The 25765-nt window shown below is 65.5% G+C and carries 16 protein-coding genes; 11 read left to right on the top strand and 5 right to left on the bottom strand.

All coding sequences use genetic code 11. The annotated features are described in order from the left end of the window. The first annotated feature begins 8 nt into the window (after positions 1-8). Genes JQK15_RS23860 through JQK15_RS23845 form a run of 4 tightly spaced genes read left to right on the top strand, consistent with a single transcriptional unit; the run spans position 9 to position 6386 of the window. Positions 9-1418 carry an efflux transporter outer membrane subunit gene (locus JQK15_RS23860; RefSeq protein WP_214868658.1) on the top strand — a complete coding sequence of 470 codons (1410 nt, stop codon included), beginning with the start codon at positions 9-11 and terminating at the stop codon, positions 1416-1418. Continuing rightward, the gene (locus JQK15_RS23855) at positions 1415-2506 is read left to right on the top strand and encodes an HlyD family secretion protein (protein ID WP_004208404.1); all 1092 of its coding nucleotides are present in this window, start codon (positions 1415-1417) and stop codon (positions 2504-2506) included. Before JQK15_RS23860 ends, JQK15_RS23855 begins: the two co-directional genes overlap by 4 nt. Beyond that, entirely contained in the window at positions 2503-5253 is a 2751-nt protein-coding gene (gene rbbA, locus JQK15_RS23850; RefSeq protein ID WP_353047265.1) for a ribosome-associated ATPase/putative transporter RbbA, read from the top strand. Before JQK15_RS23855 ends, rbbA begins: the two co-directional genes overlap by 4 nt. Before the next feature lie 5 nt (positions 5254-5258). Beyond that, positions 5259-6386 carry an ABC transporter permease gene (locus tag JQK15_RS23845; RefSeq protein ID WP_214868656.1) on the top strand — a complete coding sequence of 376 codons (1128 nt, stop codon included), beginning with the start codon at positions 5259-5261 and terminating at the stop codon, positions 6384-6386. A gap of 15 nt (positions 6387-6401) precedes the next feature. Here the strand turns inward: JQK15_RS23845 and JQK15_RS23840 are convergent, their stop codons facing one another. Next, a complete protein-coding gene (locus tag JQK15_RS23840) occupies positions 6402-8054 on the bottom strand; it encodes a hypothetical protein (protein ID WP_214868654.1) in 1653 nt (550 codons plus the stop codon). Between the two features lie 237 nt (positions 8055-8291). Here JQK15_RS23840 and JQK15_RS23835 point away from each other — a divergent pair, with 237 nt between their 5' ends. Together JQK15_RS23835 and JQK15_RS23830 are read left to right on the top strand one after the other, a co-directional pair. Continuing rightward, complete coding sequence (locus JQK15_RS23835; RefSeq protein WP_214868703.1) at positions 8292-9041, top strand: LytTR family transcriptional regulator DNA-binding domain-containing protein; 750 nt, start codon at positions 8292-8294, stop codon at positions 9039-9041. Between the two features lie 367 nt (positions 9042-9408). Continuing rightward, entirely contained in the window at positions 9409-12198 is a 2790-nt protein-coding gene (locus tag JQK15_RS23830) for a TonB-dependent receptor (RefSeq protein ID WP_010338929.1), read from the top strand. 352 nt (positions 12199-12550) lie between these two features. Here JQK15_RS23830 and JQK15_RS23825 read toward each other — a convergent pair whose 3' ends face one another. Then, entirely contained in the window at positions 12551-13573 is a 1023-nt protein-coding gene (locus tag JQK15_RS23825) for a LacI family DNA-binding transcriptional regulator (protein WP_037520142.1), read from the bottom strand. A 158-nt stretch (positions 13574-13731) separates the two neighbouring features. Here JQK15_RS23825 and JQK15_RS23820 point away from each other — a divergent pair, with 158 nt between their 5' ends. The 4 genes from JQK15_RS23820 to JQK15_RS23805 all read left to right on the top strand — a co-directional run bounded on the left by JQK15_RS23820 (position 13732) and on the right by JQK15_RS23805 (position 21029). Next, positions 13732-15555, top strand: a complete 1824-nt coding sequence (locus JQK15_RS23820; RefSeq protein WP_214868652.1) for an alpha-amylase family glycosyl hydrolase — start codon at positions 13732-13734, stop codon at positions 15553-15555. After that, entirely contained in the window at positions 15552-17162 is a 1611-nt protein-coding gene (locus tag JQK15_RS23815) for an alpha-glucosidase (protein WP_214868650.1), read from the top strand. Before JQK15_RS23820 ends, JQK15_RS23815 begins: the two co-directional genes overlap by 4 nt. Positions 17163-17172: 10 nt before the next feature. Further along, positions 17173-19227, top strand: coding sequence for a glycoside hydrolase family 97 protein (locus JQK15_RS23810; protein WP_214868648.1), 2055 nt, complete (start codon positions 17173-17175; stop codon positions 19225-19227). A gap of 296 nt (positions 19228-19523) precedes the next feature. After that, positions 19524-21029, top strand: a complete 1506-nt coding sequence (locus tag JQK15_RS23805) for an MFS transporter (protein ID WP_214868701.1) — start codon at positions 19524-19526, stop codon at positions 21027-21029. Positions 21030-21155: 126 nt separating this feature from the next. Here the strand turns inward: JQK15_RS23805 and JQK15_RS23800 are convergent, their stop codons facing one another. After that, a complete protein-coding gene (locus JQK15_RS23800) occupies positions 21156-22208 on the bottom strand; it encodes a Leu/Phe/Val dehydrogenase (protein ID WP_037509145.1) in 1053 nt (350 codons plus the stop codon). 124 nt (positions 22209-22332) lie between these two features. Between JQK15_RS23800 and JQK15_RS23795 the strand changes: the two genes are divergently transcribed. Then, on the top strand, positions 22333-22794 hold the full coding sequence (locus tag JQK15_RS23795) for an Lrp/AsnC family transcriptional regulator (protein ID WP_004208390.1): 462 nt from the start codon (positions 22333-22335) through the stop codon (positions 22792-22794). 39 nt (positions 22795-22833) lie between these two features. Here JQK15_RS23795 and JQK15_RS23790 read toward each other — a convergent pair whose 3' ends face one another. Next, positions 22834-24510, bottom strand: coding sequence for a M28 family metallopeptidase (locus JQK15_RS23790; RefSeq protein WP_214868646.1), 1677 nt, complete (start codon positions 24508-24510; stop codon positions 22834-22836). Positions 24511-24661: 151 nt separating this feature from the next. After that, the coding region (locus JQK15_RS23785; RefSeq protein ID WP_214868644.1) for a family 1 glycosylhydrolase at positions 24662-25765 on the bottom strand (1104 nt) is incomplete at its 5' end.

The raw sequence follows: 25765 nt of genomic DNA, 5'->3' as shown, positions 1-25765 counted from the left end.
CCTTGACGATGCTTCTGGCTCTTTCCCTGACCGGTTGTTCCTTTGCGCCCGATTATGTTCAGCCATCCCTGCCGGTGCCCGACAGCTATGCCGTGGCGACGCCGGCCGGGGCTTCGCTGGCCGGGCGCGACTGGGAGCAGGTTTTTCCCGATCCCGAATTGCGCAGGCTGGTCGCCCAGGCGCTGGCCAATAATCGGGACATTCGCATCGCTGCCGCCCGCGTGGCGCAGGCGCGCGGCGCCTGGCGGATCGAGGGTGCCTCGCTCTATCCCCAGCTCGATGCCGTGGCGACGGGCACGCGCGGTCAGGCCTTCTACAGCCTGCCGGTGATCGGCGACCAGATCGTCGACGTGAAATCGATCACCGCCCAACTGAGCGCCAGCTGGGAAATCGATTTCTGGGGCCGGCTGCGCAATCTGAAGGAGGCCGCCCGCGAACAGTTTCTGGCGTCCGAGGAATCGCGCCGGGCGGTCGCGACCGACCTGATCGCGCAGGTGGCGCTCGGCTATCTGCTGGAGCGCGAATATGAGGAGCGCGCCGCCCTTACCCAGCAGTCGATCACCACCCGGCAGGAAACGCTGCGCATCATGCGCCGCCGCTATGAGGTGGGGTCGGGGTCGAAGCTGGACCTGGCCCAGTCCCAGGTGCTGCTGGCGCAGGCGGACACCACCATGCATGTGCTGAACCTCGACCGCGCGGTCAATCGCAACGCGCTGGCGCTGTTGGTCGGCCAGCCGGTGGAGATCGCGCCCGGATCGCTGCGGCTGGCCGGGCCGGGCGGCGATTATCAGGTGCCCGCCGGCCTGCCGTCCGAACTGCTCACCAACCGGCCCGACATCGTCGCGGCCGAGCATCAGCTGCGCGCCGCCAATGCCAATATCGGTGCCGCCCGCGCCGCCTTCTTCCCCAATATCAGCCTGACCGGCGCCTATGGCACGACCAGCCCGGATCTGGACGGGCTGTTCGGCGGCAATAGCGAGGTGTGGAGCTTTTCGCCGACGATCCGTCTGCCCCTTTTCAACGCCGGCCGGCTGAAGGGCAATCTGGACGTGGCGCAGGCGCGCCGGGACGAGGCCGTCGCTACCTATGAAAAGACGATCCAGTCCGCCTTTCGCGATGTATCCGACGCGCTGGTCCGGCGGCGCCAGATCGCCCTGCAGATCGGCACCACGCGCCAACTGGTCGATGCCCAGCGGGAACGGGCGCGCCTCGCCCAACTACGCTTCGACAATGGCCGCTCCACCTATCTCGAAGTGCTCGATGCCCAGCGCGACCTGTTCGATGCGGAACAGGCGCTGGTCCAGCTTCGCCGGGGGGAACTCTCCAGCATCGTCAGCCTCTATGCCGCCCTGGGCGGCGGCTTTGTGGTCAATCGCGGCATCGCGGCCGCCCCGTCCGGGAACCAGGGGGAACCATGAGCATGAACAAGCGCTGGATCGTCAGGGGGCTGATCGTGGCGGCGGTGGCCGGCATCGCCTTCCTGCTCTGGACATTGCTGAAGCCGGCCGGCCTGCCCGAAGGCATTGTCGGCGGCAATGGCCGGCTGGAAGCGACAGAAATCGACGTCGCCTCCAAGTCTGCCGGACGGATCAAGGATATCGTCGCGGATGAGGGGCAGCTGGTGAAGGCCGGCGAGATCGTTGCCCATATGGATGTCGACGTGCTGGACGCACAGCGGACCGAGGCCGTCGCGCAACTGGCAGAGGCGCAGAATGCCGTCCTCGTCGCCCAGACCCAGGTCGCCCAGCGCGAGAGCGAGAAGGCCGCGGCCCAGGCCGTGGTGCGCCAGCGCATCGCCGAACTCAACGCCTCGCGCAAGCGCCTCGCCCGGTCCGAAACCCTGGCCCGCGAAGGCGCGACCGCAGTGCAGGAACGCGATGACGACGCCGCCCAGACCGAAGGCGCCGCCGCCGCCGTAGAGGCGGCCCGTGCCCAGCTTGCCTCGGCGGAGGTCGCCATAACCAATGCCCGCAACCAGGTGATCGGATCGCGATCCCGCGTGGAGGCCGGCCGCGCCACCATCCAGCGGATCGAGGCGGACATCAACGACAGCAGTCTGCGCGCGCCCCGCGACGGCCGCGTCCAGTATCGCGTCGCCCAGCCCGGCGAGGTGGTGACGGCCGGTGGCCGGGTGCTGAGCCTGGTCGACCTGTCCGACGTGACGATCAGCTTTTTCCTGCCCGCCACCGCCGCCGGCCGTGTCGCCATCGGCAGCGAGGCGCGGATCGTGCTCGATGCCATTCCCGACTATCCGATCCCGGCACGGATCAGCTTCGTCGCCGACGTCGCCCAGTTCACGCCCAAGACGGTGGAAACCCAGAGCGAGCGCGAGAAGATGATGTTCCGGGTCAAGGCCCGGATCGATCCGGCGCTGCTGCGCAAGCATATCGCCCAGGTGAAGACCGGCCTGCCCGGCATGGCCTATGTCCGGATCGATCCGGGCGTTGCCTGGCCTGCCTCGCTTGCGGTCCGCGCCCTTCCCGAAGGATCGCGGGCAGTCCAGTGAACCAGGCCGACCCCATCGGCGCGCCGACGGTCGATCCGGTCGTCCGCCTGTCCGGCGTCCGCCTCCATTATGGCAAGACGCAGGCGCTGCGCGGCATCGATCTCGACATACCGGGTGGGCGGATGATCGGCCTGATCGGACCCGATGGCGTGGGCAAGTCCAGCCTGCTCTCCCTCGTCGCCGGTGCCCATGTCATCCAGGATGGCGATGTCCATGTGCTGGGCGGCGACATGCGCGACAAGCGCCATCGCAGCGATGTGTGCCCGCGCATCGCCTATATGCCGCAGGGGCTGGGCAAGAATCTCTATCCCACCCTGTCGGTCGAGGAGAATCTGCAGTTTTTCGGCCGCCTGTTCGGCCATGACGGGGCGGAGCGGCGAAGGCGGATCGATGCGCTCACCCGCGCCACCGGCCTCGACCCGTTCCTTGCCCGACCGGCGGGCAAGCTGTCGGGCGGCATGAAGCAGAAGCTCGGCCTGTGCTGCGCGCTGATCCATGATCCCGACCTGTTGATCCTGGACGAGCCGACCACCGGCGTCGATCCGCTGGCCCGCGCCCAATTCTGGGATCTCATCAACGACATTCGCCAGACCCAGGCGCAGATGAGCGTCATCGTCGCCACCGCCTACATGGATGAGGCGCAGCGTTTCGACTGGCTGGTGGCGATGGATGACGGGCAGATCCTCGACACCGGCACCCCGGCCGAGATTTTCGCGCGCACCGGCACCAGTTCGCTGGAGGAGGCCTTCATCGCGCTGTTGCCCGAGGAGAAGAAGCGCGGCCACGAGCCGGTCGTCATCCCGCCGCTCGAAGCCAGCGAGGATGATATCGCCATCGAGGCGCAGGGCCTGACCATGCGCTTTGGCGATTTCACAGCGGTCGACCATGTCAGCTTCCGCATTCGCCGGGGCGAGATATTCGGTTTCCTGGGGTCCAATGGCTGCGGCAAGTCGACCACCATGAAGATGCTGACCGGCCTCTTGCCCGCGACCGAGGGCAAGGCCTGGCTGTTCGGCAATGCAGTGGACCCGGACGACATGTCTACGCGCAAGCGGGTCGGCTATATGAGCCAGGCCTTCTCGCTCTACACCGAACTCACCGTCCGCCAGAATCTGGAATTCCACGCTCATCTCTTCCATGTCGCGCGCGACGATATTCCCGCCCGCGTCGCGGAAATGGCCGATCGGTTCGATCTTGGCCCGGTGATGGAGGAACTGCCCGACAGCCTGCCGCTCGGCATCCGTCAGCGCCTCAGCCTTGCCGTGGCGATGGTCCACAAGCCGGAACTGCTGATCCTGGACGAGCCGACCTCCGGCGTCGATCCGGTGGCGCGCGACGGCTTCTGGCGATTGCTGGCGGAACTGTCGCGGCGCGACAAGGTCACGATCTTCATCTCCACCCATTTCATGAACGAAGCGATGCGCTGCGACCGCATGTCGATGATGCACGCCGGCCATGTGCTGGACAGCGATGCGCCCGCGCGCCTGATCGAGAAGCGCGGCGCGCCCGATCTGGAACAGGCCTTCATCGGCTATCTGGTCGATGCCGGCGGCGACACCCGCCCGCCCGACGAGGAAAGCGCGCTCAAGGACATGGCGCAGGCGGAACATGGCACGATCAGGCGCGGCTTCAGCCCGCAACGCGCGCTCACCTATGCCTGGCGCGAGACGCTGGAACTGCAGCGCGATCCGGTCCGTGCGACGCTCGCGCTGATCGGTTCGCTGATCCTGATGCTAGTGATCGGCTTCGGCATGACCACCGACATCAACGAGCTGAACTATGCCGTGCTGGACCGCGACAACAGCATCCTCAGCCAGAATTATGCGCTCGACATTTCCGGCTCCTCCTATTTCGTCGAACATGCGCCGATCCGCGATTATGATGATCTCGACCGGCGCATGAAGGATGGCGAACTGGCGCTGGTGATCGAGATTCCGCCGGGCTTCGGCCGGGATATCACGGCCGGGCGGCAGGTCACGGTCGGCGCCTGGTTCGACGGCGCCAATCCACAGCGCGCCGAAACGGTGCAGGGCTATATCCAGGGGCTGCACCAGCATTGGCTGAGCCAGCAGGCGGCCGCGCGCGGCAGCGCGGTCGGCAGCAGCTTCTCGATCGAGAACCGCTATCGCTACAATCCCGGTGTGCAGAGCCTGCCGGCGATGGTGCCGATCGTCATCCCGCTGCTGCTGCTCATGCTGCCGGCGATGCTGACCGCGCTGGCGGTGGTGCGCGAAAAGGAGATCGGATCGATCATCAACCTTTATGTGACGCCGGTCAGCCGCAGCGAATTCCTGCTCGGCAAGCAGCTTCCCTATGTCGTGCTGGCGCTTGTCAACTTCCTCCTGATGGTGCTGATGGCGATCTTCATCTTCGGCGTGCCGGTGAAGGGCAGCTTCCCGACCCTGCTGCTGGCCGCCGCCATCTATTGCGTCACCGCGACCGGCATGGGCCTGCTCGCCTCGACCGTGACGCGCAGCCAGATCGCCGCGATGTTCCTGGCGATGATCGGCACGATGATCCCGGCCACCACCTATGGCGGCATGACCGACCCCGTCTCCTCGATGGAGGGCAGCGCGCGGATCATCGGCGACATCTATCCCGCGAGCCACATGTTCACCATCAGCCGCGGCGTCTTTGCCAAGGCGCTGGGCTTTTCGGACCTGGCCGGCTCCTTCCTGCCGCTCGCCATTTCCGCGCCGCTGATCGTCGGCATCGCGATCATGCTGCTCAAGAAGCAGGAGGCCTGACGCCCATGCTTGCGACGATTTCCAACATCTACCGGCTGGGCGTGAAGGAGCTGTGGAGCCTGTGGCGCGACCCGATCATGCTGGTGCTAATCCTGTTCGTCTTCACCGTCTCCATCTATACCTCGGCCAATTCCAAGCCGGAAACGCTGCACAATGCAGCCATCGCAATCGTCGATGAGGATGAATCGCCCCTGTCGCAGCGGATCGTCGCCGCTTTCTATCCGCCGCAATTCACGCTGCCCCGGATGATTGCGCCGGCGCAGATCGATCCGGGCATGGACGCGGGCGACTTCACCTTCGTCCTCCACATACCCCATGGCTTCCAGCGCGACGTGCTGGCGGGGCGTTCGGCGGAAATCCAGCTCAACACCGACGCCACGCGCATGAGCCAGGCATTTTCGGGCAGCAGCTATGTGCAGCAGATCGCGACCGCCGAAGTGAATGAATTCGTCAACCGCTATCGCGCCAATAGCGTGCCAAAGGTCGACCTGGCGGTGCGGGCGCGCTTCAACCCGACGCTCAACCATACCTGGTTCGGTGCGCTGGCACAGATCATCAACCAGATCGCGATGCTGTCGATCATCCTCACCGGCGCGGCGCTGATCCGCGAGCGGGAACATGGCACGATCGAGCATCTGCTGGTGATGCCGGTCACCCCGTTCGAGATCATGCTGTCAAAGGTCTGGTCGATGGGGCTGGTCGTGCTGCTCGCCTCGTCCCTGTCGATCAACCTGGTGGTGCAGGGGCTGATGCACGTGCCCGTCGCCGGATCGCTGGCGCTCTTCTTCGCGGGCGCCGCGCTGGTGCTGTTCTCCACAACCTCGATGGGCATTTTCCTCGCGACGCTGGCGCGCAACATGCCGCAATTCGGCATGCTGATGATCCTCGTGCTGCTGCCGCTGCAGATGCTGTCGGGCGGCACCACCCCGCGCGAATCCATGCCCAAGCTGGTGCAGGACGTGATGCTGTTCGCGCCGACCACCCATTTCGTCGAACTGGGTCAGGCGATCCTGTTCCGGGGCGCCGACATCGGCGTCGTCTGGCCGCAATTCGCCGCCACCGCCGCGATCGGCATCGCCTTCTTCCTGATCGCACTCACCCGCTTCCGCCGGACGATCAGCGCCATGGCCTGATCGTCCGGCCGCTCTTCACGGCGCCAGCCGGTCCACGCTCAGGCGCTGGCCGCCATATTCGGCAAAGCCCCGGCTGCGCGGCTGGCCATCGGCTTGGGGCGTGAAGTCGATCGCGGCGGGCTTGGGGCCGCCCAGCGGTCCGAACGTCATCTGCAGCTTCATGATGCCGGGGCGGGGACCGGTCAGGCGTATGTCCGCTTCGTAGCTGGACTGGCCGCGCATGTTGATCTGCGTCGTCTCGCGCCCGCTATAGACCTGCTTCCCGTCGTCGCTGAAATCGACATAGATTTTCTCGATGGCGCCGCTCGTGCGCCGATAGAGGATATGGCCCGACCGCCGGCCATAGACCTTGACGTCGATATTCTGGCTCTTGCCCGCCAGTGCCGGCAGGGTGGACAGGTCGGTATCGCCATAGGGCAGGCTGTCGGGCACGGCGCGCGGGCCCACCGCCGGCCCGGCCTTGTATCCGGGCAGGGTGACGATCTGGACCCGCTTGCTCTCGCTGCCGCGCAGCCCCTCGATCCAGGTCGCCCGGCGGCTGTCGGGATGCCAGGACATGGGCGAATGAAATACCCAGTCGGCCTGGCTGCTGAGGTTCGCGCCCTGATAGCCCGCTTCGCGCTGCGACCGGGCGATGTCGATCAGCGCCGGCCCGACATTGCCCGGCCGCGCCGTGCGCACGCCGGTGACGGCATAGGTATAGGCGAACATGCTCAGCCCCATGTTCAGGCTGTCGGGATAGGGGCGGGGCATCAGCCCCAATATCGCCGGGTCGGTCTGCGAAAAGCGGGTGGTCATCACCACGCCCAGCCGCTCGTCCGGCGAGAAGATCGTCGTTTCGGTATAGCCCGGCGTGTCGGTGATCGGCGTCACCTTGCCGCTCGCCAGGTCCATCACCACCGAATCGGGTAAGTCGCGCTTCACCGCGCCGACCAGCGACAGGGCGCTGCCGCCATGGACGAACTGCTTCACCTCGCCACCGCGGATCGGCGACGGGATGACGCCATCGGCATGGGCGGGATCGGGGCGGAAGGGATCGCTGCTGCTGATGATCTGCGGCCGGGTGACGACATAGCCATCCGGGCCGCGCGTCAGTTCGCCGGTCAGCACCGCGGCGGAATAATTGGCGAGCAGGGTCGTCCAGGCGATATGGCGATTGTCCGGCGCCACCACCATTTCCGACCAGCGATGCCAGATATGCACGCCATCGGCCACCTGCGGCGGATAGGTGACCGGCACCAGTTGCGCCTGCGTGCAATCGTCCAGGCTGGTCGGGCATTCGATCACGAAATCGCCCAGGAAGATGCGCTTATTGTCGGCAAACACCATGTAGCGGATGCCATTATCCTTCGGCCGGGCGGGAATCGTCCCGCTGAAGATCGGGCGGATATGGCTGCCATCATCATCCATGATCGCGAGGTTGATCTGCCGCGGATCGCTTTCGCCCGGCTTGGCATAGGTCAGCAATATCCGGCCCGACGGCGTGTAGGTGGCGCTTTGCGGCCGCATGTCGGCGGGCAATGGCAGGGTGCGGATCACCGGCTGACCGAACAGCGCGCCATCCGCCCTGGGCCGGGCCAGGGTCGGCCCGCCATTCAGCGCCAGTCCGCCGATCAGGATGGGCAGCATGGCCAAGATAGGCAGCCGGCGGGAAGGGGGCTTGGTCACCAAATTCTCTCCTCGTCTCGGCCGTCGCCCAGGGGCGCGGGGCGGCCGTCCGCTCTGCTGATGGCACCAGCCCGCCGGCCGGCAAGCGCCAATCCGTTACGCGGAAAGAGGGCTTGCCAATGTCCCGCAAAACCGGGCATTTTCCAGTCGACGCTTCGCGAACGGGCAGGGCGGCAAGCGGGGCGGAGAGGGGAGCAGGCGATTTTCAACCGACGCATCTTGCTGGAGCTGTGGGCGATGCTGCTGCTGGCCGGCATCATCGGCTTCATGGGGCCGTTCGGCACCTATATGCGCGACGGGCTGCCGGGGCGGATCGGCCATTGGTGGCTGCTGCTGATGGGCGCCTATATTCTCGTCCGGCCGGCCATCTGGCTGCTGCGCCGGCTGGCGCGGCGGATCGACCTGTCGGTATCGATCACCGTCTTTTCCGGCGTGTCGCTCTGCGTCGTGCCGCTGGCCTTCCTCTGGCGCAATGTCGGCCGCACCGCCTTTCGCGACCTGGACGGCTTTACCGGCCTGCTGCCCTTTTCCTTCCTCTGTGCGCTCACCGTGCTGGTCGTCACCCACTGGGCCGAACAGACCGACCGGCGGTTGGCGCAGCGGGGCATCCTGCCGCCGCCCGTCGATACACCGCCTGCCGAAGACGCCGCCGCCACATCCCCCGCAGACCCGGCCCTGCGCCATCGCCTGTCGGCCGGATTTTCCGGGCCGATCCTGGCGCTGCAGAGCGAGGATCATTATGTCCGCGTCCATGGCGCGGGCGGCAGCGAATTGCTGCTGATGCGGCTGCGCGACGCGATTGCGGAGATGGAGGGGGTGGCCGGGGCACAGGTGCATCGCAGCTGGTGGATCGCCCATCGCGCCATCCTGCGCTGCGATCCGGTCGGGCGCAGCTGGCTCATCACCCTGGATGGCGGGCTCAGCGTCCCCGTCGCGCGCGATTCGGTCGCCCGGCTGCAACGGGCCGGCTTCCTGCCTGCATCCTGACCCGCGTCCTGCCCCGATCTGGCGGGCAAAAGAAAACCCCGCCGGAGCAAGCTCGACGACGGGGCCAGGTTCAGGGAGGTGTCACTCCAAAGGGGGGAAGAGTGACAGGACCAATCTAGGAAAGTGCGCGTCCCTTTCAAGCATCGGGCGCATATTTTTGTCGGCGGCCGTGCCCATGCCATCGGTCCTATCGCACGGCTGAACCCGCTATTTCGGCCATTTCCGCTACGGCAACCGGGCATGTCGTGAATATGGCTGAATACGTATGCTGGAATCTGTGCAGAGGGACGGGCGCGGCGCTATTTGAACCAGACCGACACATGTCGGCAAGAAACGCTCAAGATGCGTCCTGGGGAGGATCACTGTCATGCATCAATTCCGTCATACCGTCCTGCGCGCTGCGCTGCTGGCAGGGGCTTCCTTCTCGTTCGCCGCGGTCGCCCATGCGCAGACCGACGCCGAAACCGCGACGCCCGCCGCACCCGCCGCCGGCGAATCCGAAGGCATCGTCGTCACCGGCATCCGCGCCTCGCTCGCCTCCGCCGCCAAGGTGAAGCGCGATTCCGTGCTGATCGTCGATTCCATCTCGGCCGAAGATGTCGGCAAGCTGCCCGACGTGTCGATCGCGGACTCGCTCGCCCGTCTGCCCGGCGTCACCGCCCAGCGCCTCGAAGGCCGCGACCAGCGCCTGTCGATCCGCGGCCTTGGCCCGGATTTCTCGACCACCCTGCTCAACGGCCGCGAACAGGTCACCGTCGGCGACAATCGCGGCGTCGAATATGACCAATATCCGTCGGAATTCTTCCAGAACGTCAATGTCTACAAGAGCGCCGACGCCGCGCTGATCGCCGCCGGCATCTCCGGCACGGTCGACCTGCGCATGCTGCGTCCGCTCGACAAGAATGACCGCATCCTCGCCGTGTCGCTGCGCGGCCAGATGAACGGCATGGACAAGCTCAATCCCGATGGCGAACGCTATGGCTATCGCGCCTCGGCCACCTATGTCGATCAGTTCGCCGACGACACGCTGGGCCTGTCGCTGGGCTTCGCCGCCTCGCAGACCCCGTCGCAGAATGAGCGCTTCAACGCCTGGGGTTATCCCACCGATGCCGACGGCAATCTGATCATCGGCGGCGCCAAGCCCTATGTGCAGTCGAACCTGCTCAAGCGCTACGGCATGGTCGGCACGCTGGAATGGCAGCCGAGCGACAATTTCCACTCGACCTTCGACGTGCTCGCCTCGCATTTCGAGGAAGAACAGCGCCTGCGCGGCATCGAATTCCCGCTCGTCTGGGGCACCGACGTCGGCGTCAGCGACGTGACGGTCGAAAATGGCTTCGTCACCGGCGCCACCTTCTCCAACGTCTATGGCGTCCAGCGCAACGACTATAACAAGCGCAAGGCCGACACCATCTCGCTCGGCTGGAACAATGACATCCGCCTGAACGATCGGCTCAAGCTCAATGTCGATGCCAGCTGGTCGCGCGCCAAGCGCACCGACTTCCTGCTCGAAACCTATTCGGGCACCGGCTATCTGCGGTCGGGCGTGTCCGACACGGTGCGCGTCGAGCGCCAGTCGAACGGCCTGTTCAGCATCGTGCCGACGCTCGACTATACCGACACCAACGTCATCAGCCTGACCGACCCCAATGGCTGGGGCTATAACGGCACCACCGCCGTCGTGCAGGCGGGCTTCCTCAACCGGCCCAAGTTCATCGACGACATGAAGTCGTTCCGCGCCAACCTGGTCGGCGACATTTCGGGCAGCATCTTCAGCAACTGGGAAGTCGGCGGCAATTACAGCCGGCGCAAGAAGACCAGCGCCTATACCAGCTATTTCCTCTGCCCGACCGGCGGCACGGATTGCACCATCGCCAATGGCACGCCCGGCTCGGCGCCGGTGCCGCAGGAGGCACTGCTCGGCAAGAATGTCTCGCTCGACTATCTGGGCGTGCCGGCGATGCTGACGCTCGATCCGCTCTATCTCTACAACAACACGCTCGACGCCGTGTTCGACAATCGTCCCTCGTCGCTGGTGCGCGACAATGTCGTGAAGGAAGATGTCTTCACCGGCTATGCGAAGATGACGCTGGATGGCGATCTGGGCGGCAAGCCGCTCAAGGGCGCGATCGGCGTGCAGGTGATCCACACCCGCCAGGCGTCGACTGGCACCATCTCCAACTTCTCCAATGGCGTCGTCACCGTCGTCCCGGCCTCGGGCAAGGAAAGCTTCACCAATTTCCTGCCCAGCGCGCAGTTCTCGGTCGAGCTGGAACCCGGCTTCTTCGTGAAGATGGGCGCGGCCCAGACCATGGTGCGTCCGCGCATGGATCAGGAACGGATCAACCAGGAATATAATTTCAACTTGGCCAATGTCGGCCTTGGCTCCGACCCGCAATATAGCCCGTTCAGCTCGAACGGCGGCAACATCGCGCTGCGTCCCTATCAGTCGACCAATATCGACCTGTCGATCGAGAAATATTTTCCGGGCGGTGGCTATGTCTCGCTCGCGGGCTATTTCAAGAATCTGACCGACTTCGTCGATCCCAACAACAATATCGCCTATGATTTCTCGGACGTGCTGGCCTCGCTGCCTGCCGACATCCGCAACCAGATCATCGCCGACGGCAGCTATATCGGCCTGCTGAAGGCCCCGGCCAACACCGGCAAGGGCACGATCATGGGTGCGGAAGGCACCGTCTCGCTGCCGTTCAAGGTGTTCAGCGAAACGCTCGACGGCTTCGGCATCTTCGCCAGCGGTTCCTACACCCACAGCGAAGTCAAATATGGCAGCAACCCGACCGATGTCGTCACCCTGCCGGGCCTGTCCAAATGGGTCGCCAGCGGCACCGCTTATTATGAAAAGAGCGGTTTCCAGGCGCGCGTCTCCTATCGCTATCGCTCTTCCTTCCTGGGCGAAGTCGCCGGCCTCTCGGCCGCGCCGACTTTCCGCACCGCCAAGGCCGAGGGCATTCTCGACGCGCAGATCGGCTATGAATTCCAGTCGGGGCCGCTCACCGGCCTGTCGATCCTGCTGCAGGGCAAGAACCTCACCGACCAGCCCTTCGTCACCTATCAGAATGGCGATAAGCGCCAGGTCATCGACTATCAGCGCTACGGCCGCGATTATTATCTGGGCCTGACCTACAAGTTCTGATCGGCCTGCGGCCGATCGGGCAAGTTCTGACCGGCCTTCGCGCCGGTCGGGCAAGTCCTGAAATTCCTCCCCGGATTGCCCGACTGCACGCGGGCAATCCCCCTCCCCGGACCGCCGCCCCTTAGAGGGGAGGGCGGTCCGTTTTTCTTTGGGGGGCGGGGGAGTGGAAACGGCACCGTTATTCCCTCGCCCGCTTGCGGGAGAGGGAGGGGCCCGCCGCGTAGCGGTGGGAGGGTGAGGGTCTGTTTCGCGATGAGCGCAGGGCCCTCATCCAACTGCGCCTAGCCGGCTGCGCCGCCAAGGCTCCGTATCCTTCTCCCGCCTGCGGGAGAAGGAGGGAGGGGCGAAAATATCAAGCCGTCATCCGCGTGATCAGCCGGGGCGCCAGCAGCGTCGGCGTCACCGGCTTGCGGTCGATCTGGCCGATCAGCGCGTCGACCAGCACTTCGCCCGCGTGCAGATAGTCCTGCGCCACGGTGGTCAGCGGCTGCCGCGTCAGGCTGGCGGCGGGGATATCGTCGAAGCCGATCAGGGCGACGTCGCCGGGCACCGACAGCCCATGTTCGTCCAGCGCCCGCATCGCGCCGATCGCGATCAGGTCCGACCCGGCGAAGATCGCGTCGAACTTTACGCCGCGCGCGATCAGGCGGCTCGCCGCCTCATAACCCGACTGCTCGGTCGACAGTGCATCGACATGCAGGCCGGGGTCGACCGCATGGCCGGCTTCACGCAGCACGTCGGACAGGCCGGCATAACGGTCGCGAAATTCGGGATAATGGCTCGATGCGTCGCCCAGAAAGGCGATCCGGCTGCATCCGCGCGCGATCAGATGGGCGCCCGCGTCCCGCCCGCCACGCCGGTTGTCGCAGCCGATCGTCATCCCCAGCGCATGCTGGTCCACCGACCCCCAGCGCACGAAATGCGTGCCTTGCGCCACCAGCTGCTCCAGCCGGGTGCGATAGATTTCATAGTCGCCATAGCCCAGCAGGATGATGCCGTCGGCCTTGCGGCTATCCTCATAATCGACATGCCAGTCGGTCGACAGCTGCTGAAAACTGGTCAGCAGGTCATAGCCGCGCTTGGCGCAGGTCTGCAGGATCGGCCCCAGCATCGACAGGAAGAAGGGATTGATCCAGCTTTCGTCGGGCAGCAGATCCTCGAAGAACAGGAGGGCCAGCGTATTGCTCTTGCCCCGCCGCAGCGAGGACGCATTCTTGTCCACCGTATAGTTGAGCTGCCGGGCGATCGCCTCGACCCGCAGCCGCGTCGCCTCGCTCACCGTCTTGTCGCCGCGCAGCGCGCGCGACACGGTCGGCTGGGACACGCCGGCCAGCGTGGCGATGTCGAAGGATGTCACTTTGTCGTTGGCGGCCATGGCGCGATCCTACGCCAGCGAGTCTCCATTGGGAATAGAAGGGTTTGAAACCGGTCTGAATACGTATGCCGCTCCCTTGGCCCGCCCTGTCCCCGCCGACTAAGAAGGGGCCAAGCTGCGGCAATCGGGCACAAGCGGCAATGGGAGGGATGAAGGCCATGCGCGGACGAACGGCAATGCTGCTGGCTGCGCTCTGCGCGCTTCCCGCTCCGGCGATCGCACAGGATGACGGCTTTCGCGCCCGCCTGCCCGAAGATGAAGTCATCTATTTCGTCCTGCCCGACCGGTTCGACAATGCCGATCCCGCCAATGACAAGGGCGGCTTCAAGGGCGACCGGCTCCAGACCGGCTATGATCCCGCGTCCAAGGGCTTCTACCATGGCGGCGACCTCCAGGGGCTGATCCGCCGGCTCGACTATATTCAGGGGCTGGGCGCCACCGCCATCTGGGTCGGCCCGATCTTCCGCAACAAGCCGGTGCAGGGCCCCAAGGGGCAGGAAAGCGCCGGCTATCACGGTTACTGGATCACCGATTTCGAACATGTCGATCCGCATTTCGGCACCGACGCGGATTTCGCCGCGCTGGTGAAGGCCGCCCATGGCCGGGGGATGAAAGTCTATATGGACATCATCGCCAACCATACGGCCGACGTGATCCGCTATCGCGAATGCGCCGACCGGCCCTGTCCCTATCGCTCGCGCGCCGACTATCCCTATCAGCGCCGCGGCGGCGTGGCCGGCCCGGCGATCAATCCGGGCTTTGCCGGCGACGCCGATCATAGCGAGGACAATTTCGGCAAGCTCACCGACCCCGCCTATGCCTATACCCCCTTCGTGCCGAAGGGCGAGCAGGCGGTGAAGAACCCGGCCTGGCTCAACGATGTGCGCTATTATCATAATCGCGGCGAGACGACCTATTCGGGCGAGAGCGCGACCATGGGCGACTTTGCCGGGCTCGACGATCTGATGACCGAACATCCGCGCGTGATCGCCGGCATGATCGACATTTTCGGCGGCTGGATCGACCGCTTCGGCATTGACGGCTTCCGCATCGACACCGCCCGGCATGTCGATCCGCATTTCTGGCAGCAGTTCGTCCCCGCCATGCAGGCGCGGGCCAAGGCGCGCGGCATCCCCAATTTCCATGTCTTCGGCGAAGTCTATGTCGAGACGGTCGATGCCGGCCCGCTCGCCTGGCACACCCGCGAAGGCGGCTTTCCCGCCGTGCTCGACTTCGCCTTCCGCCAGGCCGCGCTGGAAACCGTCGCGGGCAAGGCGGCGACCGCAACCTGGGAACGCATGCTGACCGGCGACGCCCTCTATCAGGGCGGCGCCGCCACCGCGCGTCAGTTGCCGACCTTCGTCAGCAATCATGACGCCGGCCGTTTCGCCACCTTCGTCCGCCGCGCCTTCCCGCAGGCCGGCGAGGACGAGGTGCTGCGCCGGGTGATGCTCGCCAACGCCATGCTGCTGACGCTGCGCGGCGTGCCGACCATCTATTATGGCGATGAACAGGGTTTTGTCGGCGACGGCGGCGATCAGGACGCGCGCGAGGATATGTTCGGCAGCCAGGTGGCGAGCTATAACGACAATCGCCTGCTCGGCAGCACTGCCACCACCGCCACCGCGCGCTTCGACCCCGCCCATCCGCTCTATCGCGAGATCTCAGCGCTCGCCCGCCTGCGCACTGGCCATGCCGCGCTGCGCCGAGGCAGCGAGACGATCCGCGCGCGCGGCGACGAGCCCGGCCTGTTCGCCGTCTCCCGCTTCGATCCCGACACGGGCGCGGAATATCTGATCGCCTTCAACACATCGACCGCGCCGATCAGGGCGCAGGTCCAGGTGGATACCGCCTCCACCGCCTTCGACAGTCTCGCCGGCGCGGCCTGTGCCCCGCGCGCGTCCGCGCCCGGCAGCCTCGCCCTCGACCTTCCTCCCCTTGGCTACAGCGTCTGCGCTGTACGGAGCGCTAATCCGCAATGACCGACGCACTGACCGATACGGCCCCCTGGTGGCGCGGCGCCACCATCTACCAGATCTACCCGCGCAGCTTCGCCGACTCCAATGGCGATGGCATCGGCGATCTGGCCGGCATCACCGCCCATCTTCCCTATGTCGCCTCGCTCGGCGTCGACGCCATCTGGCTCTCGCCCTTCTTCAAGAGCCCGATGCGCGACTTCGGCTATGACGTGTCGGATTATTGCGATGTCGATCCGATCTTCGGCACGCTCGCCGATTTCGACGCACTGATCGCCCGCGCCCATGACCTCGGCCTGCGCATCATCGTCGATCAGGTCTGGGCCCATACCTCCGACGAACATCCCTGGTTCATCGAAAGCCGCTCCAGCCGCCAGAACGACCATGCCGACTGGTATGTCTGGGCCGATGCCAAGCCCGACGGCACGCCGCCCAACAACTGGCAGTCGGTGTTCGGCGGCCCGGCCTGGACCTGGGATGCGCGCCGCGGCCAATACTACATGCACAATTTCCTGAAGGAGCAGCCGCAGATCAACCTGCACAACGGAAAGGTGCAGGCGGCGGTGCTGGATATCGTGCGCTTCTGGCTCGACCGCGGCGTCGACGGCTTCCGCATCGACGCGATCAACCATTCGATGCCCGACCCGCAACTGCGCGACAATCCGCCCGCGCCCGAAGACGGCCGCATCCGTACGCGCCCCTATGATTTCCAGATCAAGCGCTACAGCCAGAGCCACCCGGACATTCCGCTGTTCCTGGAAAAGGTGCGGTCGGTGTTCGACGAATATCCCGATCGCTTCACCGTCGCCGAAGTCGGCGGGGATGACAGCGATGCGGAGATGAAGGCCTTCACCCAGGGCGATCATCGCCTCAACACCGCCTATGGCTTCGACTTCCTCTACGCGCCCAAATTGACCGCGCCGTTCCTGAAAGACGCCTTGTCGCGCTGGCCGGCGGAGCAGGGGATTGGTTGGCCCAGCTGGGCGTTCGAAAATCATGACGCGCCGCGCGCCGTCTCGCGCTGGGCCGGCGACATCGACGCCCATGCCTATTGCCGGATGAAGATGCTGCTGCTCGCCTGCCTGCGCGGCAATATCTTCCTCTATTATGGCGAGGAACTGGGCCTGCCGCAGGTCGATATCGCGTTCGAGGATCTGCAGGATCCCGAAGCGATCGCCAACTGGCCGCTGACCCTGTCGCGCGACGGCGCCCGCACGCCCATGCCCTGGACCGGCGCGGCCCCCTGGCTGGGCTTCTCCGATGCCAAGCCCTGGCTGCCGGTGGGGGAGGCGCATCGCCCGCTCGCCGTCGACGCGCAGGAAGCCGACCCCGCCTCGCTGCTCCACTGGACGCGGGAAGTGCTGGCCCTGCGCAACGCCACCCCGGCGCTGCGCAGCGGCACGATCACCTTTCTCGATACGCCGGACGATCTGCTCGCCTTTGAACGGACGCAGGACGGGCAGCAGCGCCTCTGCGTCTTTAACCTCGGCACCAGCCCCGTCGCCTGGCGCCCGGCCGATGCGGACCGCTGGCAGGTCGAACTGTCGACCGGCAGCATCGCCGACTGGAATTTCGCCCCCGCATCCGGCCTCGTCGCCGCCTTCCAAGTTTAAGGACGTTCCCATGACGCGACTGACCGCGCTCACCTTGCCTCTCATCGCCCTGGCGCTCGCGCCCACCGCCGCGCGCGCCGATGTGGTGGCCAGGGCCGCCTCGCCCGACGGCCATATCACTCTCACCATCAGCCTCGATGGCGAGGGGCGCCCCAGCTATGCCGTGCAGCGCAATGGCAAGCCGCTGATCGCCGATTCCCGTTTGGGCTTCATGTTCACCGACGCGCCCAAGATCGAGCGCAACCTGACGCTGGCCGATGCCAAGCAGGCGAGCCGCGACACCAACTGGACCCAGCCCTGGGGCGAATGGACCAGGATCCGCGACCATCATAATGAGTTGAAGCTGGTCTTCCGCGAGAAGGGCGATCTCCAGCGCGAGATGGACGTGACCTTCCGCCTGTTCGATGACGGCGTCGCCTTCCGCTACAGCCTGCCCGACCAAGCCAATCTCCATCACGCCAACATCGCCGAGGAACTGACCCAGTTCGCCTTCGCACAAGGGGGGACCGCCTGGTGGAAGCCCGCCTATGAATGGAACCGCGAGGAATATCTCTACAACCGCACCCCGCTCGACGCGGTCGGCACCGCCCAGACGGTGATGACGGTCAAGCTCGCCGACGGCACCCATGTTGCCCTGCATGAAGCCGCGCTGGTCGATTATGCGGGCATGAATCTCGCCCGCGCCGAGGGCAACATTTTCCGCGCCGATCTGACGCCGGGGGCGGGCGCGCCCAAGGTGTCGCGCGACGCCGGCTTCTCCACCCCCTGGCGCACCATCGCCGTCGCCGACGATGCCGCCGGCCTCTACATGAACCACATGATCCTGAACTTGAACGAGCCCAACAAGCTGGGCGACGTCTCGTGGATCAAGCCGGGCAAGTTCGTCGGCGTCTGGTGGAACATGATCAAGGGCGAATGGAGCTGGGCGCGCGGCCCCAAACATGGCGCCACCACCGCCAATGTCCGCCGCTATATCGATTTCGCCGCTGCCAGCGGCATCCCCGCCGTGCTGGTTGAGGGCTGGAATGTCGGCTGGGACGGCAACTGGTTCGGCAACGGCAAGGATATGAACTTCTCGCAGCCGACCGAAGATTTCGACGCCGATGGCCTGGCCGCCTATGCCAGGTCCAAGGGCGTCACCCTGATCGGCCATCATGAAACCGGCGGCTCGGCTAGCCATTATGACGGCCAGCTCGACAGTGCCTTCAAATGGGCGGCCGACCATGGCGAGCAGGTGGTGAAGACCGGCTATGTCACCGACGCCGGCCAGATCGAGCGGGTCGATGCCGATGGCACGAAGCATCGCGAATGGCATGAAGGCCAGTGGATGGTGAACCATTATCTGCGCGTCGTGCAGACCGCCGCCAAATATCATGTCAGCATCGACAGCCATGAACCGGTCAAGGATACCGGCCTGCGCCGCACCTACCCCAACTGGGTCGCGCGCGAAGGCGGCCGGGGCATGGAATATAACGCCTGGGTCGGTGGCAAGAACCCGCCCGAGCATGAGGCGAACCTGGTCTTCACCCAGCTGCTGGGCGGTCCGATGGACTTCACGCCGGGCGTGCTCAGCCTGTCGGGTTCGGAAGGCAGCACCATCCACTCGACCATCGCCAAGCAGCTCGCTCTCTATGTCGTCCTCTATTCGCCGGTGGTGATGGCGGCCGACACGCCGGAAAATTACGCCAAATATCCCGGCCCATTCCAGTTCATCAAGGATGTGCCGACCGACTGGTCCGACACCCGCGCCTTGAATGGCGAGGTCGGCGACTACGTCACGATCGCGCGCAAGGCGAAGGGCAGCGACGACTGGTATCTGGGCGCGGTCGGCGACGAACAGGCGCGCTCCAGCAAGGTTACGCTCGACTTCCTCGATGCCGGCCGCAGCTATACCGCCGAAATCTACCGCGACGGCCCCGGCGCCGACTATCGCACCGAGGCACGCCACGCGATCGTGATCGAAAAGAAGCAGGTGAAGAAGGGCGACGTCCTCAGCCTCGATCTGGCGCCCGGCGGCGGCCAGGCAATCCGCTTCGTCGCCAGCGGCGGCAAGCGCAAGCGGTGAAGGCTGGCGCTTCCTTGATCCTCGTCGTCATCCCGGACTTGATCCGGGATCCATTCAGCGCTCGCTCGCAGATGTCGCGCCGAATGGATCCTGACTTTCGTCAGAATGACGCAGGATCGAAGGGAGCGATCAACAGCCCCCGGCTGTCCTATTGCGCCTGCGCTTGATAGGCTGCGTGACCGCATGCACGCAGACTTTCCCGATGGGATCAGGCCGATAGGATCAGGCGCTCGTAACTTAATGTCAAAATGTGCGGGAAATGTGCGAAGTTAAGGCGAAGGATGGGGATGGCCGGAATGAATGAGATGGGGCTGGAAACGGGCGCGACGACGTCCGACGGTCGGCCGCGCCAGGGCTTCTGGGGGCTGTGGAATATCAGCTTCGGCTTCTTCGGCATCCAAATCGGCTTCGCGCTGCAGAACGCCAACATGTCGCGCATCTTCCAGTCGCTGGGGGAAAATCTCGACAATCTCGCCTTGCTGTGGATCGCCGCGCCGCTGACCGGCCTGCTGGTGCAGCCGGTGATCGGCCATTATAGCGATCGCACCTGGTGCCGCCTCGGCCGGCGCCGGCCCTATTTCTTCGCCGGTGCGCTGTTTGCGGCGCTCGCCTTGTTCGGCATGCCCAATGCGCCGGGCCTGATGGCCGCCGCGCTGATGCTCTGGATTCTCGACGCCTCGCTCAACGTCTCGATGGAGCCGTTCCGTGCCTTTGTCGGCGATATGCTGGCGAAGGAACAGCATATGGCCGGTTATGCGATCCAGACCGCCTTCATCGGTACCGGCGCGGTGATCGGCTCCTCCACCCCCTGGCTGCTCGACCAGATGGGCGTCTCCAATGTCGCGCCCGCCGGCATGATCCCCGACACGGTGCGCGTCAGCTTCTATATCGGTGGCGCCGCGCTGTTCCTCGCCGTGCTCTGGACCGTGCTCACCACCCGCGAATATTCGCCCGAGCAGATGGCCCGCTTTGCCCAGGCCAGCGAAGCGGCAAGGCAAGAGGAGGCGCCGCCGGTCCCCGCCGGCGGTCCGCTCTGGATCGTCGCTGGCCTTGCCATCATCGCCGCCGTTTGGGGCTGGGCACTGGAAAAGGAATTGTATCTGCTGGGCGGGCTGCTCGCGGCCTATGGCATCGCCCGTATCGTCGCGCGGGGCCTCCATGCGCAGGGCCGGACCGACAATCTGCTCAGCCATGTGGTCGGCAATTTCGCGACCATGCCGGCGATGATGAAGAAGCTGGCGCTGGTCCAGTTCTTCACCTGGTCGGCGCTCTTCATCATGTGGATCTATACCACGCCGGTGGTCGCCCAATATGTCTTCGGATCGGCCGACCCGACCAGCGCCGCCTATAATGAAGGGGGCAATTGGGTCGGCATCCTGTTCGCCACCTATAATGGGGTGGCCGCCTTCGCCGCGCCCTTCCTGCTCCAGCCGCTCGCCCGCCGCATCGGCCAGGCCCGGACCCATGCGCTGGCGCTGACGCTCGGCGCGCTCGGCTTCCTGTCCTTCCTGGTCCTGCGCGATGCACAGGCGCTGCTACTGTCGGAAGTGGCGATCGGCATCGCCTGGGCCTCGACCCTTGCCATGCCCTATGCGATGCTCGCCTCCAGCGTGCCGCAGACCAAGCTCGGCATCTATATGGGGCTGTTCAACGCCTTCGTTGTCATCCCGCAATTGCTGGTGGCGACGGTGATGGGCACGATCATGCGCCATTTCTTCCCGACCGAACCGATCTGGACCATGGCCTTTGCCGGCGCCGTCATGCTGCTGGCGGCGCTCGCCACCCTGCGCTGTCGGGACTGACCGGCAGCACAAGGGGGAAGGGGGACTATCAAGGCGTGATGGGTTTTCCGCATCACGCCTTGATCAAGCCCGCGCGGCGTCTGAGCGTTTCAAGCCGCTGATGCGCCGCATCACTGCGGCTTGCGATTACGCCGCCTGGCGTTCGGCCTCGCCGATGATGGCCTCGGCCATTTCGTCGGCGACCAGTGCGGGGGAGCGCTCCTCGCGCTTGGCCTGGTCAAGTATCTGGGCGACCCGGCCGCCGATCTGGTCGACGCGGGCAGCAACGCTGGCGCGGTCCTCGCCCAGATATTCGGCCGACACGCTGATGATGCCACCGGCATTGGCGACATAGTCGGGCACATAGACGATGCCGCGCGACCGCAGCAGCTCCGCCACATCGGGCGTCGCCAGCTGGTTGTTGGCTGCGCCGCAGACCAGGCGCGCCTGCATCGCCGCCACGCTCTGCGGATCGAGCGCGCCGCCCAGGGCGCAGGGGGCAAAGATGTCCGCCTCGACCGCGGCGATGTCGGCCACGTCCACCACATTCGCGTTCAGCACGGCGGCCAGCGTGTTGCGGCGGCGCGGATCGATGTCGGCGATCACCAGTCGGGCGCCGGCATCGGCCAGGCGACGGCACAGCGCCGCGCCGACATTGCCGGTGCCCTGCACCGCGACCGTCAGGTCGGACAGTTCGGCGCCCAGTGACTGGCGGGCCGCCGCCTGCATCGCCTCGAACACGCCCAGCGCGGTCCAAGGCGACGGATCGCCGCCGGCCGCGCCCTCGGCTACGTCCAGCCCGGCAACATGGCGGGTCTGGCTGGCCACCGCCTGCATGTCGGCGACGCTGGTGCCGACATCCTCAGCCGTGACATAGGTGCCACCCAGCTCCTCGACCGCGCGGCCGAACGCCTGGAACAGCGCGACCCGGTCGAACTCGCCTTCGGGCCGGCGCAGCACCGCCTTGGCGCCGCCGAAGGGCAGGCCGGCCATGGCATTCTTGTAGCTCATGCCCTCGGCCAGGCGGCAGGCATCGTCCAGCGCCGCGCCGATGTCGGCATAATGCCAGAAGCGACAGCCGCCGGCGCCCGGCCCGATCGCGGTGCTGTGGATGGCAATCACGCCGTCCAGCCCGCTGGCGGGATCAAGCAGCCGCACCGACTGCATCGGCGGGTTCAGGCGGGCAGGACGGGAAACCATATTCTTCTCCTCGGGATGATGCCGCCTTATCGCCGGTCGCCAGAGAAGAATCTTGCCTGATTTGAAGCCCGATATCGCCAATATGAGGATGAATTATCCCCTCGTCGACGATATGTAGGAAAATATGATCGAACTCGACCATTTCGAGCGGAAGATTCTCCGCGAATTGCAGCGCGATGCCAGCCAGACCACGGCGGAGATCGCGGACAAGGTCGGGCTGACCCCGTCGCCCTGCTGGCGCCGCATCGACCGGCTGGAAAAGGAAGGGCTGATCCGCAAGCGGGTGGCCTTGCTCGACCGGCGCAAGGTCGGCCTCAATGCCCAGGTCTTCGCCCAGGTAAAGCTCAACGCCCATGGCCGCGCCAATCTGGACGAATTCAGCGCCGCGATCGGCGGCTTTCCCGAAGTGCTGGAGGCGTTCGTGCTGCTCGGCACGATGGATTTCATGCTGCGCATCGTGGCCAAGGATATCGAGGCCTATGAACGCTTCTTCTTCGAACGGCTGAGCAAGCTGCCCGGCGTCCAGGAAATCAACTCGACCGTCGCCCTGTCCGAAATCAAGTCGACCCACGAATTGCCGATATGACATGGCGGCCGGTAGGCACCGGCCGCCACGCCTCACATCTTACTTGCGCTGCGCCTGGCTGGCGTCGCGGGCCGCGCGGAATTCGCTGTCGTTCGACCAGTTGGGCCAGTCATGGCCGTCGGCCACGCGGCGACCGACATTGTAGAGCAGGGTCATGTCACCCTCCCAGCTGCTGGTGTTCCAGCTGTCGTCATACTGGTCGGCCGGCTGGTGATAGCGATCGCGGGTATAGATATCGCCCAGTTCCTTGCCGCGCGCCGCGCCGCCATTCACCAGTTCGCGGCCCGGATTGAACGAGATGGCGGGCACGCCGCGCTTGGCCATCGGGAAATGGTCGGACCGGTAGAAGCTGCCCGCTTCGGGGCGCGCATCCGGCGTATAATGGCGGCCCAGCTTCTCGCCTTCCTGCGTCAGCAGGGTCAGCAGGTCCAGCTTCGCCGCGCCGGAGATGGAGAAATTGACCGTCTTCTCGGCGGCGAAGGGGCCGTCCATGTTGATGACGCCGGCCGTGGTCGCCAGCGGGCGCAGGGGATTGTCGGCATAATATTCCGAACCCAGCAGGCCCTTCTCCTCGGCCGTCACCGCCAGGAACAGCACGCTGCGCTCGGGCTTGGGGCCCTTGGCATAGGCGCGGGCCAGTTCCAGCAGCGCGGCGGTGCCCGACGCATTGTCGCGCGCGCCATTATAGATGGTGTCGCCCTTCGCATCCGGCGCGCCGATGCCCAGATGGTCCCAATGGGCCGAATAGATGACGGTCTCGTCGGGATATTTGCTGCCCGGCAGGATGCCCGCGACATTGTGCGAGGTGATGATTTCCGACTTCACCGCATAGTCGGCGCTCATTGTCGCCTTGAGCGTTATGGGCTTGAAGTCCTTCTTGCGCGCGGCCGCCTTGGCTGCCTCGAAATCGACGCCCGACGCGGCCAGCAGCTTGGCGGCCAGATCCTTCTGGATCCAGCCTTCCATCTGGGTGTGTGCGCTCTTGGGATCGGCGCGGACGATGTCGAACATGGTGTTGGTGTTGCTGTTCTTGACCGTCGCCCAGCCATAGGAGGCCGGCTCGCTTTCATGCACCACCAGCACGCCGGCCGCGCCCTGGCGCGCGGCTTCTTCATATTTGTAGGTCCAGCGGCCATAATAGGTCATCAGCTTGCCGCCGAAATCGCCTTCGCCGCCCTCGAAATCGGGGTCGTTGACCAGCACGACCATGATCTTGCCCTTGAGGTCCACGCCCTTGAAATCGTCCCAGCCGCGCTCCGGTGCCTTCACGCCATAGCCGACGAAGACCAGCGGCAGGTTGGCGAACTTGACCGCCGACTGGCCGGTTTCGGCCGCGCGCACGGCGATTTCCGTGCCCTGGGTCAGCGGCTGGGCCGCGCCGCCCACGGTCATCGACAGGCTGGGTGTGCCGGTGATATTCGACATACGCAGCGGCACGTCCTGGAACCATGTGCCCTTGTCGCCGGCGGGCTTCAGCCCGGCCGCCGCCATCTGCTTGGCAATATAGTCGATCGTCTTGGTCTCGGCGCGGGTCGCCGGGCCGCGGCCTTCAAACTCGTCGCTGGCCAGGATCTTGATGTCGTTGACGATGCGCGCGACGTCGAACTGCGGCGCGGTCGTGGCCGCCACGGCCAGGGCGGAAGCGGACAGCAGCCCGGCACAGGCCAGCGTCCGCCAGGCGGCGCGGGAGGCACGGGACAGCGGCGACATCGTCATGGGTAACTCCTTATCTCTCTTGAATATTGCGCGGCGCGAGTCAGCGGCCGGCAATGCGAGGGGATAATGCCCATGCGACGCCATATGTCGATATGGCGTGGAATTTTAGGTCGCCGCCGCCATCCGCAAGGGGACGGCGGCGGCGCTCGGGTCACACCAGCTTGTTGGTGCGCACCAGTTCGCGATACCAGTCGGCGCTGAGCTTGGGCGTGCGCTTCTGGGTCTTGAAGTCGACATGGTGGATGCCGAACAGCTTGGTATAGCCGTCTTCCCACTCGAAATTGTCCATCAGGCTCCAGACGAAATAGCCCTTCACTGGAATGCCTTCGCGGGTCGCGCGCTGCAGGTGGGTCAGGTAATTGCGCAGATACATGACGCGGTCGGTGTCATAGACCTTGCCGTCTTCGGCCACCTTGTCGTCGGCCGAGCAGCCATTTTCGGAGATGTAGAGGCCCTTGGGCTTCCAGTTTTCGCTGATGGCGCGCATCCCCCAATAGATGACCTCCGGCGTGACATAGAGCCAGGGGGAGGGCATGCGCGGCGCCTGACCCGGATGGGGCAGGATCTTGTAGCCCGACGGTGCGGTCTCGTCGGCGCGAACGGTGTTGCCGGTATAGACATTGACCGACAGGAAATCGAGCGGCGCGCCGATCAGCTTCATGTCGCCTTCCTTGACCACCGGCGCATCCTTGCCCTGCGCGGTCAGATAGCTGTCGATGTAGCGCCCTTCCATGATCGCGGTCAGGAACATGGCGTTCTCTTCGCGCACGGCCTTCTTCACCGCCTCGATATGCTCGGGCGTCTCGATCGCGGGGACATAGATGTTGGGATTGTCGGCAATGCCGACCTGCGTGCCCGACTTGGTCGCGGCGCGGATCGCCTGCACGCCCAGGCCATGGGCCAGCACGCCATGGTGGCGCACCTGGTTCACCTCCTTCATCGGCAGCTTCAGGCCCGGCGCCTTGCCACCGGTCATGTAGCTGAGGTCGGTGAAGCAGCGCAGTTCGTTGAGCGTCATGAAGTTCTGCACGCGGTCGCCCAGCTTGCCGGCGGTGTAGCCGGCATAGTCGGCAAAGGCGTAGCTGGTGTCGCGATTCTGCCAGCCGCCCGGCAGGGCATGGGGCAGATCCCAGTGGAACATGGTGACATGCGGGGTGATCCCCGCCGCCAGCAGCCCGTCGACCAGACGGTTATAATAGTCCAGCCCCTTGGCATTGGGCTTGCCCCGGCCATTGGGGAAGATGCGCGACCAGGC

Source organism: Sphingobium sp. BHU LFT2 (genome assembly GCF_018604485.1).
Classification (GTDB): domain Bacteria; phylum Pseudomonadota; class Alphaproteobacteria; order Sphingomonadales; family Sphingomonadaceae; genus Sphingobium; species Sphingobium yanoikuyae_A.
The sequence above is the reverse complement of the archived record's forward strand: the minus strand, read 5'-3'. Positions and strand labels throughout refer to the sequence as shown.

Coding starts and splice junctions, on each gene's coding strand:
- JQK15_RS23860 (WP_214868658.1), top strand. CDS start 9: ATGCTTCTGGCTCTTTCCCTGACCGGTTGTTCCTTTGCGCCCGATTAT.
- JQK15_RS23855 (WP_004208404.1), top strand. CDS start 1,415: ATGAGCATGAACAAGCGCTGGATCGTCAGGGGGCTGATCGTGGCGGCG.
- JQK15_RS23845 (WP_214868656.1), top strand. CDS start 5,259: ATGCTTGCGACGATTTCCAACATCTACCGGCTGGGCGTGAAGGAGCTG.
- JQK15_RS23835 (WP_214868703.1), top strand. CDS start 8,292: ATGCTGCTGCTGGCCGGCATCATCGGCTTCATGGGGCCGTTCGGCACC.
- JQK15_RS23830 (WP_010338929.1), top strand. CDS start 9,409: ATGCATCAATTCCGTCATACCGTCCTGCGCGCTGCGCTGCTGGCAGGG.
- JQK15_RS23825 (WP_037520142.1), bottom strand. CDS start 13,573: ATGGCCGCCAACGACAAAGTGACATCCTTCGACATCGCCACGCTGGCC.
- JQK15_RS23820 (WP_214868652.1), top strand. CDS start 13,732: ATGCGCGGACGAACGGCAATGCTGCTGGCTGCGCTCTGCGCGCTTCCC.
- JQK15_RS23815 (WP_214868650.1), top strand. CDS start 15,552: ATGACCGACGCACTGACCGATACGGCCCCCTGGTGGCGCGGCGCCACC.
- JQK15_RS23810 (WP_214868648.1), top strand. CDS start 17,173: ATGACGCGACTGACCGCGCTCACCTTGCCTCTCATCGCCCTGGCGCTC.
- JQK15_RS23805 (WP_214868701.1), top strand. CDS start 19,524: ATGAATGAGATGGGGCTGGAAACGGGCGCGACGACGTCCGACGGTCGG.
- JQK15_RS23800 (WP_037509145.1), bottom strand. CDS start 22,208: ATGGTTTCCCGTCCTGCCCGCCTGAACCCGCCGATGCAGTCGGTGCGG.
- JQK15_RS23795 (WP_004208390.1), top strand. CDS start 22,333: ATGATCGAACTCGACCATTTCGAGCGGAAGATTCTCCGCGAATTGCAG.
- JQK15_RS23790 (WP_214868646.1), bottom strand. CDS start 24,510: ATGACGATGTCGCCGCTGTCCCGTGCCTCCCGCGCCGCCTGGCGGACG.